The following is a 16,440-nucleotide window of genomic DNA, read 5'->3' as shown; positions in this document are numbered from 1 at the left end:
ATGCAGATCACTATTTTTGTGGGTTTATTCTATCTACCGTATTTTCAATACAAATCCTGCTCTCAGTACAACTCCTCCTATTAAGATATATAAGAAGAGCTATGATTTAAAACAGGATAGTAGATTTCACGTTATTGCGGTCTTTTGGAAATAAAGTGAGGTGAAAAAATGGTAGCAGAAGATATCTGGTCCCACTTTGGAATGTGGTGGGCAGTCGGCCTGTGGATAATTATCTACGGGGTATTTCTCTTATTTGTGCCGTTTTATAAAAAGAGCCAGATAAAGCCTGCAGGTGTATATACGGCGTTTATTGTTGCATTTGCACTTGAGATGTTCGGTGTGCCTTTCAGTATGTTCGCTGTAGGATGGCTCTTTGGTTTTACTCTTCCCGAAGGTATTTTGTGGGGCCACACCCTTGTGCAGTATATCGGGTTCTGGGGAATGTATATCGGAATTCTCGTGTCACTTACCGGAGCTGCACTCGTAGTTTCAGGCTGGAATCAGATTCATAAGAATTACTGGAGTAAGGGAGAAGGGCAGGGAAAGCTTGTTACAACTGGCATCTACAGGTATATTCGCCATCCCCAGTATACTGGCTTTTTCATGATAACCCTGGGAATGATGCTGGAGTGGGCTACTCTGCCACTTATAATTCTGTATTCACTGCTTCTTGTCCTTTATTACAGGCTTGCAAAAAAGGAAGAAATGGATATAGAAAAGGAGTTTGGTAACGAATACCTCGAATATAAAAAGAAAACGAAGATGTTCCTTCCGTATATTATCTAATTCCGGAGAATTGTGCGCCTTCAGGGACATAGACCGATATGTTCCGGTCCATACCCTGACTTTTTTAATTCTTCGAATCTGGCGTTTTTTAAATAAACCATTGGAAATGGTTCTGGCGGATCATCCAGAGCCCGACCAGGATAAGCACTATTCCAGCTCCTTTTTTGAAAACCACATCCCATTTTGATATAACCCGGATTTTAGAGGAGGAAAAGTGGGCTGAGTATGCGAGCAAGAGCATTGGCATAGCAAATCCCAGTGAATAAACTGAAAGCGTAAATGCGCCGGTAGCAGCATTTCCTTCCAGAGCTACCATGGTCAGGATCGAGGCCAGAATCGGGCCGACACATGGGATCCAGAGCACTCCGAGGGAAAGCCCGAGCAAAAGCCCGGAAATGGGCCCCTCCCCATTCATTCCTGACAGCAGGGGAAACCTTGAAAAGGCATTGAAGAGGCTTATATCAAAGAGTATTGCAAAACCCATTAACAGAATAAAAACCTCTGCCAGAATCTTCAGCTGTTCTATATAAGTCTGGAAGGCTGCCCCAAAAGCAGAGGTTATTACTCCCATTATAGTAAAGGATATAGAGACTCCAATCACTATTGCAAGGGGCCTTAATTTTCCTTTTCCTGCGGACGTTGCCAGGACTGCAGGCAGAAGCGGGAGGATACAGGGAGAAAGGACACTGAGAATTCCTGCGCCAAATGCAGCCAGAGGGGAAATAGCATCATAAAACATGGTTCTTCAGATTTGTTGCTTTTAAGTTTGCTCTTATACAGTGCGGTTTTTTGTCGGGTCTTACGGTTAGCCGGAAACCTGGACTCCAAGTATATAATAAAGTTCTGAAGATAAATCTTGTACAGGCTTTTTTTCACTGAGATTTGTCTTTCTCAGCCTGTAGAAGGGCGAGATTCAGAACATCTTCAAGTGCGCCTTTTTCCGTGGTACCGAGAATCCTTGCCTCGAATCTGTCAGTGGTGACGTTTCCGTCCGGCTTCATGTAGACATATTCTCCATCCGTAACATCCATGATTACAGTTGAATCAGGGATATAGCCTATTCCGAAATAGACTGCAAGCTGGGGACTCCTGTCGATGTCCACGGAGATAACCCTGGCTCTTCCTTCATATTCTGTTGCCAGTTCCTGAAGCATTGGTTTCATAGCCTTGCACGGTCCGCATCTTTCAGACCCGATTTTCATAAGAACCGGTCCCTGCTGGAGGGATGCATTTATCTGCTCAAGGTCGGCCACTTCAACAACACTACTTTCTCCCTGGATTTCCGGAGGGGTTGCATTCTGTCCGGGTTCAGTTGCTTCGACAACCTCATTTCTCTCCTGGATTGCCTGGTTGTTTGTGGAATCTTCCTGGCTTTCTTCAGTACAGCCTGCTGTAAAGATTACAGCTGCAAGGAGGATCAATAATATAATTAATTTCTTCATGTTCTCAACGTTAATCTTCGGTTTTTATAATATTTTTACATATTGTGTTATAATTACATTTTATGTAATAATTACATTTTGTGTGAATTATTCTCTCTTCAAAAATAATATTTATCTTCTGTTGATTGTGAAATCCTAATTCTGAAGTAGAATTATCGATAAACCTCAAATAATTAACCGTAAGGAAAGAAAATACGTGTCCAGTTTAAGAGACTCCGGGTATGTAGAAAATATATAAAAAGAGTCTTAAATGACAGAAATATAAAAGTAAGCGCAAAAGATAATGTGAGATCTACAGAAGGGAAAAGAGAACAGGAAAAGGAGAAGATATCTCGAAACAACTAATTATGATAACCCGGGTAGCTGATTGAATAGGGCCAGCCTCTTAGTCGGCTAGCCAATTGAGAAAAATCAGAGAATCAAGGAAATTTGTAAATCTTTCCTTCTAAATCTTTCCTTCTTTTTATTCCGCTTTCTCCTCTCCCAGAGTCTTTTCTACTGCGATCACCACAGCTTCGAAATTCCTCTGCCATTCAGTACCGTGTTCAAGCATCCCCTGGACAACAGTGCCTTTATCTTCCATTTCTGCAACTCTGGGCTCAATAGGAAGTCTGGCAAGAATAGGAATATTAAAGTCTTTTGAGGCTTTTTCCACGCCTCCAGTTCCAAATACTTCTATTGGCTTGCCGCAGTGGGGGCAGATAAGCCCATGCATATTGTCAACAAGCCCTATAATGGGCACGTTGAGTTTTTCAGAAAACTTGATTGATTTTCGGACGCTGATCAGGGCTACGTCCTGAGGAGTTGTGACAAGCACTGAGCCGTCGCAATTGGGAATCAGCTGAGCCACACTCAGGGGCTCGTCTCCTGTGCCAGGGGGCAAGTCTATAATCAGGAAATCAAGTGCTCCCCAATTAACTTCTTCCAGGAATTGTTTAATTGCTCCCATTTTGGCAGGTCCTCTCCAGATTATAGGAGAATCTTTGTTTTCAAGCAGAAAACCGATAGACATCACCGAAAGACTGGGAAGTACCTGGATTGGAACAATACCCTCTTCATTAATGTCGAGTTTTTGAGATTCTATCCCGAAAATTGTAGGAATAGTCGGGCCGTGAATATCGCAGTCCAGAAGCCCAACTCTGTATCCGCGCAGGGCCAGCCCGGTAGCGAGGTTTGCTGCAACTGTGCTTTTCCCTACTCCTCCTTTCCCGCTCATTATCATGATCTTGCGTTTGATGCGCCTGAGGTTGACTACTATCCTTGGCTCCTCTGGCTTTTTCGACAAGCTCTCAAGTGGTTGAACCTTATCTGTCATTTTTACCGCCTGTGTAAAACATTCGTATTTTTCCCGGTTTTCAGATTTCTCATTTACGTGTCTGCATCTTCACTAATGTCAGCGCCCTCAGCGCTGATATAGTTACCGCCCTTTATCTCTATCGCTTTTCCTGTGCTAAGGGCGAGAGCTATTTTCATTCTGGCAGCTTTCAAATCTTCCCAGAAAGCTCTCCTTGATATTCCTACCCTAATAGCTGCGTCTTCCTGCCTGAGTCCTTCGACGTCTACAAGCCTCAGGGCCTCAAGCTCTTCGACTGTAATGGATACAACCTCAAGATCCGACAGCGGGACCCCTCGGGGCTTGAAATATGTGATATCGGGCGTTTGCTCGACACGCCTCGGGCACTTTGGTCTTCCTCTGCATTTTTTCATAGGTTACTTATGCACATTGTGGAATAAATATATAACAATTTCTCTTTTCAAGTAGAAAAATATAAATATTTTTGTACAAATGAGTGAAATTAAGGCAGTTACCCGTTGCACAGTTAGAGGAAATTCTCATGAAAGTATGCACACGTGCAGGAAGTGACAATGGTATGGGAATGAATTGTTGAGCAGCATTTGGAAAAGCCCTAACCTATACGATATGGATACAGATACGAGACAATTTATGTTATCACGAGCGAGAGCGATCATATGGAGGGCGTGGGATTGCTTCCCGAATATCTTCGTAAAAATGGATAGAAAGTATGCTCTGTGGAGAAGTCCGGAATAAACCGCTTCGCATGTTTGAGTCCTATAAAGTCCAGGTTTTTGTAGGTGCAAAAGGCACAGTCAGGGAAACCCTAGTTGCCTTGGAAACAGGACTCTTCAAAGGGGCGACAGTAGCGAATGCTTGAGCAAAAAATGGAAATGCGCATGAACATCATTAAGTAAAGTTTCATGTTTTAGAACCTTCATTCGGATTTTTCTCCTTTTTATTTATTTTTTACCTGGAACTTTATAATATATTTTTATGCCTCTCGTGGAAATATTTATACCTTCACAGCTTATTTGTGACTATAACTACCCTATTCATGTTAAAAACCCGGGAGAAAAAAGTGTGCAGTGCGCGTTATGCAGGATTAAGGAATGCATGAGAGGCAAAAATTGTTCTGTCATTAAATCTGGGCTTGAGTATACAGGTGACTATCTGAAGTCAATCCAGATTTCCGCCTGGCTCGAATCCGATCATGTAAAAAGAACAAAACTGGAAGAGATAACGATTTATGCAAAAAGGCTTGGGTACAAAAAAATAGGAATTGCTTTCTGTATTGAATATGAACGAGAAGCTAGGCTGGTTTATGACATTCTCTCAAGATATTTTGATGTGTTTTCGGTTTGCTGTAAAGTTTGCAGCTTTGAAAAAGCCAGTCTCGGAATTAAAAAATCCGAAGACCTGGAGTTTGAAGCGGTCTGCAATCCTCTAGGCCAGGCTCAGCTTCTCAATGATGATCTTACCGATCTCAACATCATGCTGGGACTTAAGACAGGTTATGACATTCTCTTTGCAAAATACTCCGAAGCTCCTTCGATTACACTGCCTGTAGAGGAATTGCCCCAGTTAACTGATTCAGAAATCGATATTATAGAATAAATTTTATGAAATGAGTTCTTGGTTCTGTGAGTTCAACTCCCGGAGAAATACATGCTCAAAAAGTCGAACACATCCGGATCTGATTCTGAAACCGGATCTAAATGCCTGAGGATCAGAGCTCATCACCTTTGCTGCATCCAGGGTTTTCAGGGCTATGGATACAGCCCGGTTTTTGTAGCCAACCTGCGGGCCGTAATTTCATATATAAAGGCTTTTCCTTCAAGACCTCTTGAACTGGTATCCGAATGTGATGTAATCTGTGCTTCCTGCCCAAGTAAAAGGGAATGCATTGCCCAGAAATCAATTGTCTCCCGCAGGATCAGGAATATGGATCTTGTTGTTATGGAGAAATTAAAGATAAAAGAGGGAACTATTATGGAAGCAGATGAAGCCTTCAGGTTAATCAATTCGCAGCTGGCTAATGCATCCGATATTGAAGAAATCTGTGGTACCTGCAAATGGAGACAGAAGTGTCTCTGGTATATGCAGGATGAAAGATAAAATCATAAAACGCAAATTATGAAAGACAAATTATGAAAAACAGTCACGAAAGATAAGTTATGAAAGACCAGTTATGAAAAATAAACTATGAAAAATAGAATCTTTAATTTCAGGCCATGAAAAAAATGAAAAAAAATCCTCTTTAACGATTTTTGATCTTCAATCTTTACCCAGGATTTTTTACCTCAAATTTTTATCTTAAACCTGCACTTATTTCGTAGATTTTTGCAAGAAACTCGATATTCTGAACTGCATTCTGTTCTATCCCCAGCTCGTATGGAGATAAGCCGAAAGCAAGGCCCAGTAGCTGAGAATAGTGAAGGACCGGTATCGAGTAATCCGTTCCGAATTTCTCATTGACTGCGAGCTGCCCCCTGTCAAATTGAAGGTGGCAGAAAGGACATGCATTGACAATACAGTCCACTCCCGCTTGCCGAATACAGGCGAGTTTGTGCTCGAGCATCTCCAGGGATTCGGCAGCATGCCCTGAACGGACTCCTCCGCCTGCCCCGCAGCACATCATCTTGTCGGTATAGTCTACGCTTTTTGCACCTGTAGCTTCAACAAGCTCATCAAAGAAAATAGGGGCCTCTGTTTCTCCGAGTTTCCGGTCTCTTGAAGGTTTGATAAGATGGCATCCGTAGTGCAGCGCCACTTTAAGCTCAAGCGGGGTTGTAATATATTCCCTGAGTTTATCAGGCCCAAGTTCTTTATACAAAAATTCAACTATATGCCTGATCTCTACAGTACCTCGGAATTCCATTCCGATTTCTTTAAGGCAACTGTTAGTCCGCGCCCTTAGCTCAGGATCCTTTTTCAACTCTAGATTAGCATCTGCCAGGGAACCGTAACAGCCGTTGCAGACCGTGAGGATATCTCTTTCCAGTTTTTCCGAAAGAATAATATTCCGACTGGCAAGGGCAAGCCAGGTTGCTTTATCAAAAGATTTGAAGACTCCGGGAGCAGGACAGCAGGAAGCTCCTGGCAAATCGGATGCGTCTATATCAAGCTTCTGCAGGCAGAGTTTAGTTGCTTTTTCAATTCCAGGGTAACGGTTAGGTACAATGCATCCAAGAAATAGAGAGAGTTTTTTCATATTCTGCCTCCTTACTTTTCAGCCACCAGCTCGTCAAATTTGCATGATTTCAGAAGATTTCTTACCTCCTGAAGGGCTTCAGGATATTTCTGGACGGTCTCAGGTATGGGGTCAAGCCCGAGTTCTTCCCTCTTTTGCTTCGTTTCCTCGTCCAGAGGGACTGCATGCCCGCACTCCATGACCAGTTCCGATATCCGCCTGTGTTCGGGAAGCATGAAACCTTCTTTTACTGCAAGTCTCCTGAGCTCAAGGAGAGCATCCGTAATTGGTATGTCGCGTGGGCAGCGCTCCTGGCAGGTATAACAGGTAGTGCAGAGCCAGAGGGCATCATCGGAGAGGATTGCAGCCCTATTCTTGCGTGCGTCCCGAAGAATTCTTCGAGTATTAAGCCCGGTATGCCGTCCCGAAGGACAACTTCCTGTGCATGTGCCACACTGCATGCAGGAAAGTAAGTCAAGCCCTGCAGCCTTTAACACTTTTGGCAATTCTTCACTCATACAGGTTCACTGTCTGATTTTGTCGATTCGTCTTTTTTAGAAAAGAAAGGTAAGAAAAAATTCTGAGGTCGGGAGAAAACTCTGCAGCTTGAGCGATTTCTGGAGCTTCAAAATAAACAGGCTTTTTCCTTACAAATTCTTTCGCGGTAAGCCCTTTCCCAGATTCTTCACTGATCAGCTCTTTTCTCAAAGATTTTCTTTATGCTGGTTATTACTCTCATAATATTTAACATAAACTAAATTTATTCGGGATTAATGGCATGAGTAAAGAATTTCGATCAAGATCGGCATTCATGAGTCATAAGAGTCTGTTTTTACTGATAATTCGTTAATCAATTTGTTTTTAGTAATCGGATAGTAATGAGTTTATTCTTAATGATAAGCTATTACTGAATTCTCTTTTATACCTTCAGGCAGAGGCTCTTATTCTGAAATTCCGTAAAACCTGTGCCTTTAGATATATTATCTCTGCTATTATATAAAAATAAGTTTTCTGAAAGGATATTTATTTTCCCGGATTCTAAATTTTTCCTTAGCCGATCTTTTCCTGTATACCTTCGCTATTTTGCAGGGGCTCTTCAGGAAAAATTTATTCCCAGATCTTTAAGCCGGTTGAGTTTTGCGAGGTTGATCAGCAGAGGTGTGAGCGATTCCATAGTGTTTGCCTGTTTAAGAGGGCCTCCGTCCAGGGGCTTCAGGCATCCCATATGTTCTGTAAGCTTCATGACCAGGTTCTTTGCTTCTGCATCATCACTGCATACCAGCGCATGATGTACAGCCTTGCACTTGACAACATCCCTCAATTTTCCTGCCGGGATATTATGGAAGGCTGCAACAACTTTTGTAGAAGCCGGGACTCTTTCCTGAATTGCAAGAGCGGCTGAACCTTCTTCCGGAGGTTTATATACAAATAAGTCTCCTTCCTTTACCATCGGGACTACAGGAGTGATAATAATCTTGTTTTCAATAGCTTCATAAATTTCGTTCAACAGAGGCAAAACATGGTCAAAACGAATAGTAAGAATTATTACTTCGGCTGCCTGTGCAGCTTCAAGGTTACTGCTTCCTGTAATGCTTATCCCGGATATATCAAACCCACAGTTCTCAAGTTCGGATAAGGCTTTTTTTGCGGCTTCATCGGCAGTTTCACTGGATCTGGACCCTATAATTACCTCGTTCTTTATACCTTCAGCCATAAGGTTTTGAAGGGCCAGCCTGAGAACCATACCCTCCCCTATATTTCCAGTTCCTCCCAGAACAGCTATTTTTAATTTTTCAGAACTCAATTTGAACAAAACCTCCAATTTGCTATATCTTCCATAAAATATGTCCGAGAGTTAATATAACTTCTGTCTTAATTAAGTAGTTACGACAACTGCTCAATTTGCAGTAATAACTTTAATTGCGACAACTGCTTTAAATCGCAGTAATAACTTATGAAATTACAGCATGTGTATGGAGGTTCTAAGTCACTCCATTTCTTTCATTAATTGGACATTTCTTCAGAATTAAAAAGTTAAATTTTTATCAATTTCGCGTTTCTCACCTGATTTTTCTCTTAATCTCTCTCAAATATCTGAAAAAACAATGGAAGATGGCTGTGATGGATTTGGTTTAGGAACGTTTAAGGCTAATCCCTGTCACTTTAGTGGCGGGATACAGCCGTCATCTGTATCAACTTTCGTTATTTACTAACGTTTTTCTACTTTTCAACCTATATTCTATTGTCAAGTTTTGTTCTGGAAGCTGCGAATGCTACAGAAGTCGCTTGACTTTGCTATTGAACTCTGAGTATAGGGTTCTGTAGAGAAGTTCTACAGGTAAAACTTGGAACGGTACAGGCGAGACACGAATAAATATAGTCACCTCTCCATATAATGCAACATTTATATATTTGATTTGATAATATTAAGTTAGTCATGAGTTTGGAAATGTTTACGACATTCGATATTGCTATGGCTATATGTCGTTCATGTGACAAAAATGAGCAGTTGAGACTTCAAGCGTTATTATTGGTTAAAAATGGTTTGAGCCCAGCTAAAGTTGCAGAAGATTTTTCAGTTCACCGTTCAACGGTTAATCGTTGGATCAAACGGGCTGAAGAGGAGGGTTTGTCTAACCTTAAATGTAAATCTGGTCGAGGAGTAAAGTCCTTTTTAACAGCAGGACAATTTTGTGAATTAAAGACAGCACTCTCAAATCCGATACCAACAGACGATGGCTACTCTCGTGGTTGGCAAACAAAAGATGCAATTCAATTCGTCAGAGAAAAATTTGGAATATCTTATTCAGAATCAAGAATGAGACAAATTATTAAAAATTTAGGGTTTAGTAAAATAATATGTAGACCTCGGTCAAAAAGGCGAAACGAGGTACTTACAAACGAATTTATTGCTGAAATCAAAAAAAAGACTCCTAAATCCTAATCATTTATTCGTCACCCATGATGAAAGTAGTTTTTGTGTTGACTCAAATAGATCAAAATGTTGGGCAATAAAAGGCTCTAAACCTATTAAATTTACAGGTGGATCAAAAGCTAAAATCGATATTGGAGGATTCTACACTGAAAACCAAGACTTTTATTGGTATGATTTAGGAATTAAAAAAAATACAGACTCTTATTTAAAATCATTACTCGATTTTAAGAGAGATGTAGGTAAAAAGATGTTTCTTATACTGGATAGAGCGACATGGCATAGATCAACAAAGGCAAAGGAATTTTATCAAAATAATAAACATTGGTTGCAAATACTATTTTTCCCTCCAGCTACTCCTGATAGGAATCCAACAGAATATTGTTGGAAAACAACAAGAGAAGATTTAACGTCAATAAAATCATTCAAAAATACTAAAGTATTAAAAGAAGAACTGGATGAATTCTGGGAGAAACATACATTCACACATAAAATGTCGCATTATTTAAAATGGTGACTATAGTTGCTCTAGGGCAGTATAGCATTGGTTGAAATACCATAGATGCCTGCGAATTTATTCGTGGGAGCTGTCACAAAAACTAAACCTCAAAATCTCCTTCTTCTGTTTCTTCTGTATAATAAAGATAAAGGTAAAGGTAAAGGTAAAGGTAAAGATAAAGATAAAAAAGATAAAGATAAAGCATAAGAATAAAATTAAAGATCTCCTGTCAAGTCGTTCATATTCCGGGACAATTTAACGGAATTCCAGTTTACTTTTGTCCCGTACCAACCTGACTGGAGCTAATTGGATTCAAAAAACATTTATTATATTGTTCTTTTCTAATTTTCAACTATAGAACTCATATCGAGCTTAATCTACATTAATCCGGACTAATATGGATTAATTTACGTTATAAGTATCTCCATTCGCATTGTTCGAAAACGAATTTCCAGATATTTCCAGAGTACTGCCAGCGCTGTTAACTATTCCTGCGCCTGTACCTGCCAGAGCTTTTTCAATGTGTGGTTTAGTGTTTTTTATTGTGTTGCCCTTAATGAGGGTACCGTCTCCGCCTGAGGAAACATAAACAAAAGCGTTATAACAACCGTCACAGACATTATCAATAATTTCTGCTCCATCCAGCCCTTTTATGGATATGCCGCCTGTATCTACGATATTGTTCGATTGCCCACACTGAAGAAATTCATTTTGTTTTATAAGTACGCCTTTATTGATCTCTAACCCGTCAGTATAGGCAATAAGTTGAGCTCCCGGGCCCCAGGTTTTTGTAAGCACGTTATTTGAAATTTCTATATCAGGATTTTCAAAGTACTTGGAATACTCAATCTGGATTCCTGCATATCCGCCCTTTCCATCCAGTTGAGCATCTATACTGTTTTCATGTATGCGAACATTCGCGGAGTTCCAGTTCCGGATTCCTGCATTTTTCCGGGTAGTAACCTTATTATTGTAGATGTTTACATCCCTGCAGTCAACTACGAAAATACCATCATGCCCTAAACGCCTTGCTGTGTTGTCATGGACTTTCACGTTTGTGCATGATTTGAAGCGTGCTCCGTCACCTCTTCCATTGATAAAGGTACAGCCGTCGATTTCCACATCACTGCAGCCCTTCAGGTACATTACATTATGATAGCCTTCTGCATACGGAACTTGCTGTTTATCACTTTTCATGTCGAAAATAATACCTGTAATCCTTACATTTTTTAAACTGTTGCCATCAATAAGGGGAACCCATTTCTCCCAGTTTGCATTTTCTTTAAGAAGAAAGGTAGTTTTCCCGGCTACTCCCTGGAGAGTCACACCGGACTTCATTTGAATAGGGTTTTCAATAAGGTAAGTTTTTCCTTCAAGCTGAACAGTATCGCTTGAATCTTTAATCATTTGATTAATTTGGGTTTCATCGCCTGCACTTGCAATTCCTGTAAAAAATAAAACTAATGAAAAAAGTAATAGGGATTTTAAATACATAAAAGAAAAAAGTGTTTACAATATTTAAGTTTTATTATTTAGTATGCATATTTTATTTTTTTTAAGCACATAATTTAACAATATACTAATCATTACGCCGGTATGTTTCATACAACAGTACCAAATTATATCTCGAAGATCAAGACAGGATTCAATATCAGCAAGACCAGGCTCTGATGCAGTTATCCGGTCCCATCTATTATATTATTTCAAGAGTCGAAAACTGAACCGGAAAGCTTCGTTAAAGCTAAATATTTATAAAAAACAATAAGAAAGTTGATGTATCAGGTTCGGTGTATTCAGGCAGATTTATTGCGTTCAACCCAAAGACATTTGATTATATTTCGTATAAGTTTCACATAATATGGCAAAGGTTACCTTTTAATGAAATTCGAAGAAAATCGAAGAAAAAATTCAACCGCGTAAGTCCTGATATAGTGTAGAATAGCTACGAAGACATAACGATAGCCAATAGCTACGAAGGCATAATTATACCCAGAAAGAGAGAAACCAGGAAATTAAGAAGTGGTACAGGTATTGAGAAAAATTTCCGTTTTTAAATGGAGATTAACAGATGGTCGTGGGAGGGTAAACGATCTGAAAAAACCCTCTCCAGGCCTGGTATGTGGGATGTAATGGGGGTGAGCGAATCCCCAATGAATAAATATGAACTTTTAGTATATAATTGCACATGTTTTGATTTTTTTGTCACAATTCGGGGATTTGAGCTATATCTCTGCTGTACATATCTGATCCTTAACCTATCAGAGGATAAACAGATTGGTGCCTCAGAACTCTAATAAGAAACTAAAATTGAGTGCCTCATATATTAAATTATTTTCGTACAGTTAGAAGCTTAGAGTCGGTTACAGCACCAGGTCAAAGGCGCCAGATTCAGAGTCTGGTTTCGTAGGAGCTAGTGAGTTCGAATCCCGTCCCTCACACTAAATTTTCAACTAATACTTAGGTAGTCCACTAATACATAACTGATATTTTCACAACATTATTTACACATGGATTTTTCCTGCGTTTCTATGCTCATACAACAGGCTGGCTTCAGTAGCGCTAAAAATTCCCGTTTCTCAAAGAGTCAGTTAAAATAATAATTGCAGATTATAGAGCAATTCTCCAAAAACGAGAGCAAGAAAAATGCTATTTTTTGAGAACAGCTGCGGAGTGTCAGATCCGAAATAAATTTAAAAAATCAATGGTTATTTATACGTTTAAACACTGTTATATCCTGCAGAATATTTAAGGGAGCGAAATTTATACCCCACATGCATAATTACTTGTGTGGGATATGTCGGGGCACTAAATTCATAACTCTCCTGTGTAAAAAATACACGGAGGTTAAAACCGTGGGTGAAACAAAAATATTGCGCCAAGAGTTGCAGGCAAAACTAATGCAGCATTAAAAGACGGGAACGTATCAAGACGTCAAAAAAGAAATACCTGAATAATAGGATTTGACCGTAAGTTATTGATTAAATCTAAAAAACCGGGCACAATTTACATTTTTGGGAAATTAGATAGATTCTTATGCTTCTGTTTTTCCATAAATCCTCCCAACTGCTGTTTTGGTAATTGCCGTTACTAAACGTTCGAGTAGTATCCTATAAAACTGACAAGTTCCGTTATTTTATTGTGATCTGAAATTTCATCTTGATCTATATTTTGGGAGTGCCCGTTAGCTATTGATCTATTCTGAAAAAATGAATACTACCTCTGCATTTGAGGAAAATGCAGATAGATTATTATGCTCACTATTTTCAGTAACTCGCAGGCACGACCAGAAATCAAAAAGTCTATAAATTAATGTAAGTTTGGAGGGATTAATTGAATAAGCAATTGAGAGTATTATTTATAGGAACTTATGTTCCAAAAGAGTGTGGGATTGCTACATTCACTTCTGATCTTTTAAATTCGGTTTCTGGAGAAAACAACGACGTTCATTGTGAAGTTATTGCTTTGACCGATCCTTCTGAAACTTATAATTATCCGGAAGAAGTCATTTTTGAAATTCAAAGGGATAAACTTGAGGATTATTACCTGGCTGCGGATTATATAAATCAATCTGATGCTGACATCGTATGTCTGCAGCATGAATTTGGTCTCTTTGGGGGGAATGCAGGAGATTACATTTTTGCTCTTATATCAGGAATAAACAAGCCTGTAATAACCACAATGCATACCGTGATCCGGGAGCCTGAACCTGAGTACAGGGTTTCCACGGAAAAACTCATCAGATATTCCGAAAAGCTGGTTGTAATGAGTCAGGCTGCAGTAGATATGCTAAAAAATGTTTATAATGCTCCTGAGGGCAAGATCGAACTGATCTTTCATGGAGTTCCTGACTATCCATTTAACAACTGCAATAAGTATAAAAAGATGTTGAACCTGAAAGGGGCTCCGCTTGTCCTCACTTTCGGCCTGTTGAGCCAGAATAAAGGTATTGAAAGTGTGCTCGAGGCTCTTCCTGAAGTTGTAAGCCAGTATCCTGACCTTGTTTACCTTATACTGGGTGCCACGCACCCTATGGTCAAAAAGACTCAGGGAGAAATATACAGGCAATATCTTAAGAACAAGGTATCCGAACTCGGGCTTGAAAACAATGTAGTATTCCACGATAAATTTGTCGAAAAAGAAGAACTCTGCAATTATATCCTTGCCAGTAATATTTACGTATCCCCTTACCTTTCCAGAGAACAGATCGTAAGTGGCGCTCTGACCTATGCAATGGGTATGGGAAAAGCAATAGTGTCCACTCCTTACTGGTACGCCCAGGAAATGCTCTCCGACAATCGAGGGTTGCTTGTAGATTTCGGAGACACTGATGGCTTTAAAGAATCTCTTTTGCACTTAATTGAAAATCCAGAAGAGTGTAATGGTATGCGCAAAAAGGCATACGATTTTGGTAGAAAAATGACATGGGAAAATGTAGGTAAACAATATAATACGGTTTTTGGTAAGGCTTTAAAGCACTACAATACCTATCCCAGAGTACAAAACGGATTTAATTTCCTTCCAAATCAGCTGCCTGAAGTTAAACTTGATCATCTTAAGCTATTGACCGATGATGTGGGCATTATCCAGCACACCAATCTTGGTGTACCGGCTCGCCGTTATGGATACAGTACTGATGACGTCGGAAGAGCTCTTGTTGCACTGACACAGCTGACAGATAGCCAGAAAAAAGCCGAAGAGTTCCGGGAGTTAATTACCACATACATGAGCTTGCTTGAACACGCCCAGACCGAGACGGGCCACTTTCATAACTTCATGAGTTATAAAAGGGAATTTTTAGATGAAAAAGGCAGTGAAGATACTCTCGGGCGTGCAATTTACGGGCTTGGACATGTGGTGAGCTGCCCTTACCTGTCAAAGAATATTCGTACCCTTGCACGTACCCTGATCAGCAAATCCAGGCCGGAAATGGAAAATATGGGTTCTCCGAGAGCAAAAGCCTATGCAATTTGCGGTTTGTATGAGATTCTAAGGTCAGGAGTAGATGCAGATGAATTTGAGTCCGTATTCAAGTTACGTAAAGACGTTGTCAAGCCCATAGACACTCTTGCAGACAGAGACAAATTTGAATCTATATTTATCAGCTACGCGGATTCTCTGGTCGACTTATATGAGGCTAACCATAAAGAAGACTGGAACTGGTTTGAGCCCACAGTTACCTACAGTAATGCAAAACTAAGCGAATCCCTTTTACTGGCATACAATTACACCAAAAACCGGACTTACCGGAAAGTTGGGCTTGCTACCCTGGATTTCCTTACTGAGATCCAGTGGAAAGGAGACTTTTTTGACATGGTTGGAAACAAGGGCTGGTACTCCTATAAAGGAGAAAAACCGATTTTTGACCAGCAGCCTATAGAGGCAGGTTACCTGACTCAGGCTTATGTTTCGGCTTATGAAATTTTGCATAAGAGGAAATATCTCGAGCTTGCAAAATACTCCTTTGAGTACTTCCTTGGCAGAAACCGCTTGCAAGCTGTCATGTACGATTACTCGACAGGTGCGGTCTTTGATGGGCTCACTTCTGAAGGAATGAATTACAACCAGGGTGCAGAATCCGTAATTTGCTTTCTTATGGCATTGAGCTCTTTAAATGAACACATACATGAAGCCTTCAGTACATTATTGCAATCCAAAGTAAGTGATGGATTAGTGACGGAACTCCAGAGAAACGAAAAAGCCTGTTATCAGTAAATCAAGAGAAATGAGGGAAGTGACATGATGTGGAAAGACCACGGAGAACTGTTCCAGAGGTATGAGAAAAATCCTATACTTACTGTCGAAGATTGGCCATATCAGGCCCATTCAGTTTTTAACCCTGCAGCAGCTATAGTTAATGGTATAACTCTATTAATGGTGCGTGTCGAAGACCATCGAGGCTTTTCTCACCTTACAGTAGCCAGGAGTGAGAACGGGATTGACGGATGGGAAATTGACCCGGAGCCAACCTTTATGCCGGACCCTGTAAATTACCCTGAAGAGATATACGGCATTGAAGACCCGCGGATAACTTACATAGATGAGATGAGAAAATGGGCTGTAACGTATACGGCTTTTTCGGATTCAGGTCCCTTAACGGCTCTTGCCTTTACGAAGGATTTCCGTAATTTTGTTCGAATAGGACCTACCCTGCCTCCTGAAAATAAAGATGCTGCTATTTTTCCTGTAAGATTTAATGGCAGGTGGGCAATGGTACACAGGCCTGTATCTGGTATGGCGGGTGCGAAGGCAAATATCTGGATATCCTTTTCTCCGGATATGAAATACTGGGGAGAA

At 40.3% G+C, this 16,440-nt stretch carries 15 protein-coding genes and 1 pseudogene; 8 read left to right on the top strand and 8 right to left on the bottom strand.

All coding sequences use genetic code 11. The annotated features are described in order from the left end of the window. Nucleotides 1-168: 168 nt before the first annotated feature. Nucleotides 169-786, top strand: a complete 618-nt coding sequence (locus ACPK8D_RS08595; RefSeq protein WP_424717441.1) for a methyltransferase family protein — start codon at nt 169-171, stop codon at nt 784-786. A gap of 88 nt (nt 787-874) precedes the next feature. Here the strand turns inward: ACPK8D_RS08595 and ACPK8D_RS08590 are convergent, their stop codons facing one another. The 4 genes from ACPK8D_RS08590 to ACPK8D_RS08575 form a co-directional block, all read right to left on the bottom strand. Next, the gene (locus ACPK8D_RS08590; RefSeq protein WP_424717440.1) at nt 875-1,525 is read right to left on the bottom strand and encodes a cytochrome c biogenesis CcdA family protein; all 651 of its coding nucleotides are present in this window, start codon (nt 1,523-1,525) and stop codon (nt 875-877) included. Between the two features lie 133 nt (nt 1,526-1,658). Further along, nucleotides 1,659-2,228 carry a thioredoxin family protein gene (locus ACPK8D_RS08585; protein WP_424717439.1) on the bottom strand — a complete coding sequence of 190 codons (570 nt, stop codon included), beginning with the start codon at nt 2,226-2,228 and terminating at the stop codon, nt 1,659-1,661. Between the two features lie 463 nt (nt 2,229-2,691). After that, nucleotides 2,692-3,543, bottom strand: coding sequence for a P-loop NTPase (locus ACPK8D_RS08580; RefSeq protein WP_424717438.1), 852 nt, complete (start codon nt 3,541-3,543; stop codon nt 2,692-2,694). A gap of 53 nt (nt 3,544-3,596) precedes the next feature. Then, entirely contained in the window at nt 3,597-3,935 is a 339-nt protein-coding gene (locus tag ACPK8D_RS08575) for a DUF134 domain-containing protein (protein WP_424717437.1), read from the bottom strand. A gap of 317 nt (nt 3,936-4,252) precedes the next feature. Between ACPK8D_RS08575 and ACPK8D_RS08570 the strand changes: the two genes are divergently transcribed. The 3 genes from ACPK8D_RS08570 (at nt 4,253) to ACPK8D_RS08560 (ending at nt 5,640) form a co-directional block, all read left to right on the top strand. After that, the gene (locus ACPK8D_RS08570; protein ID WP_424717436.1) at nt 4,253-4,402 is read left to right on the top strand and encodes a hypothetical protein; all 150 of its coding nucleotides are present in this window, start codon (nt 4,253-4,255) and stop codon (nt 4,400-4,402) included. A gap of 203 nt (nt 4,403-4,605) precedes the next feature. Further along, nucleotides 4,606-5,139 carry a DUF1847 domain-containing protein gene (locus ACPK8D_RS08565; RefSeq protein WP_424717435.1) on the top strand — a complete coding sequence of 178 codons (534 nt, stop codon included), beginning with the start codon at nt 4,606-4,608 and terminating at the stop codon, nt 5,137-5,139. Between the two features lie 51 nt (nt 5,140-5,190). Continuing rightward, nucleotides 5,191-5,640 (top strand): DUF1284 domain-containing protein, encoded by a 450-nt coding sequence (locus tag ACPK8D_RS08560; protein ID WP_424717434.1) that lies wholly within the window; start codon nt 5,191-5,193, stop codon nt 5,638-5,640. 193 nt (nt 5,641-5,833) lie between these two features. Here the strand turns inward: ACPK8D_RS08560 and hdrB are convergent, their stop codons facing one another. From hdrB to npdG, 3 genes are all read right to left on the bottom strand, one after another. Then, a complete protein-coding gene (gene hdrB / locus ACPK8D_RS08555) occupies nt 5,834-6,736 on the bottom strand; it encodes a CoB--CoM heterodisulfide reductase subunit B (protein ID WP_424717433.1) in 903 nt (300 codons plus the stop codon). A gap of 11 nt (nt 6,737-6,747) precedes the next feature. After that, entirely contained in the window at nt 6,748-7,233 is a 486-nt protein-coding gene (gene hdrC, locus ACPK8D_RS08550) for a CoB--CoM heterodisulfide reductase subunit C (RefSeq protein ID WP_424717432.1), read from the bottom strand. Nucleotides 7,234-7,811: 578 nt separating this feature from the next. Then, nucleotides 7,812-8,519 carry an NADPH-dependent F420 reductase gene (gene npdG / locus ACPK8D_RS08545; protein ID WP_424717431.1) on the bottom strand — a complete coding sequence of 236 codons (708 nt, stop codon included), beginning with the start codon at nt 8,517-8,519 and terminating at the stop codon, nt 7,812-7,814. 633 nt (nt 8,520-9,152) lie between these two features. Here npdG and ACPK8D_RS08540 point away from each other — a divergent pair. Beyond that, nucleotides 9,153-10,164 (top strand): IS630 family transposase gene (locus ACPK8D_RS08540; protein WP_424717430.1). Its coding sequence is split into 2 segments (ribosomal slippage): nt 9,153-9,637 and nt 9,636-10,164, totalling 1,014 coding nucleotides; the frame shifts between segments, so codons are not numbered across the junction. 384 nt (nt 10,165-10,548) lie between these two features. On the opposite strand, the gene ACPK8D_RS08535 is transcribed toward ACPK8D_RS08540, so the two are convergent. Next, complete coding sequence (locus tag ACPK8D_RS08535; RefSeq protein ID WP_424717429.1) at nt 10,549-11,553, bottom strand: right-handed parallel beta-helix repeat-containing protein; 1,005 nt, start codon at nt 11,551-11,553, stop codon at nt 10,549-10,551. Nucleotides 11,554-12,200: 647 nt separating this feature from the next. Here ACPK8D_RS08535 and ACPK8D_RS08530 point away from each other — a divergent pair. The 3 genes and pseudogenes from ACPK8D_RS08530 to ACPK8D_RS08520 form a co-directional block, all read left to right on the top strand. Further along, nucleotides 12,201-12,440 (top strand): hypothetical protein, encoded by a 240-nt coding sequence (locus tag ACPK8D_RS08530; RefSeq protein WP_424717428.1) that lies wholly within the window; start codon nt 12,201-12,203, stop codon nt 12,438-12,440. 1,036 nt (nt 12,441-13,476) lie between these two features. Continuing rightward, entirely contained in the window at nt 13,477-15,858 is a 2,382-nt protein-coding gene (locus ACPK8D_RS08525; protein ID WP_424717427.1) for a glycosyltransferase family 4 protein, read from the top strand. A 24-nt stretch (nt 15,859-15,882) separates the two neighbouring features. Beyond that, nucleotides 15,883-16,440 (top strand): annotated as a pseudogene (locus ACPK8D_RS08520) (glycosidase); the annotation flags it as partial.

This window comes from Methanosarcina sp. (assembly GCF_049706645.1).
In the GTDB taxonomy this organism is placed as follows: Archaea; Halobacteriota; Methanosarcinia; order Methanosarcinales; family Methanosarcinaceae; genus Methanosarcina.
This window is presented reverse-complemented; position numbering and strand designations above follow the sequence as displayed.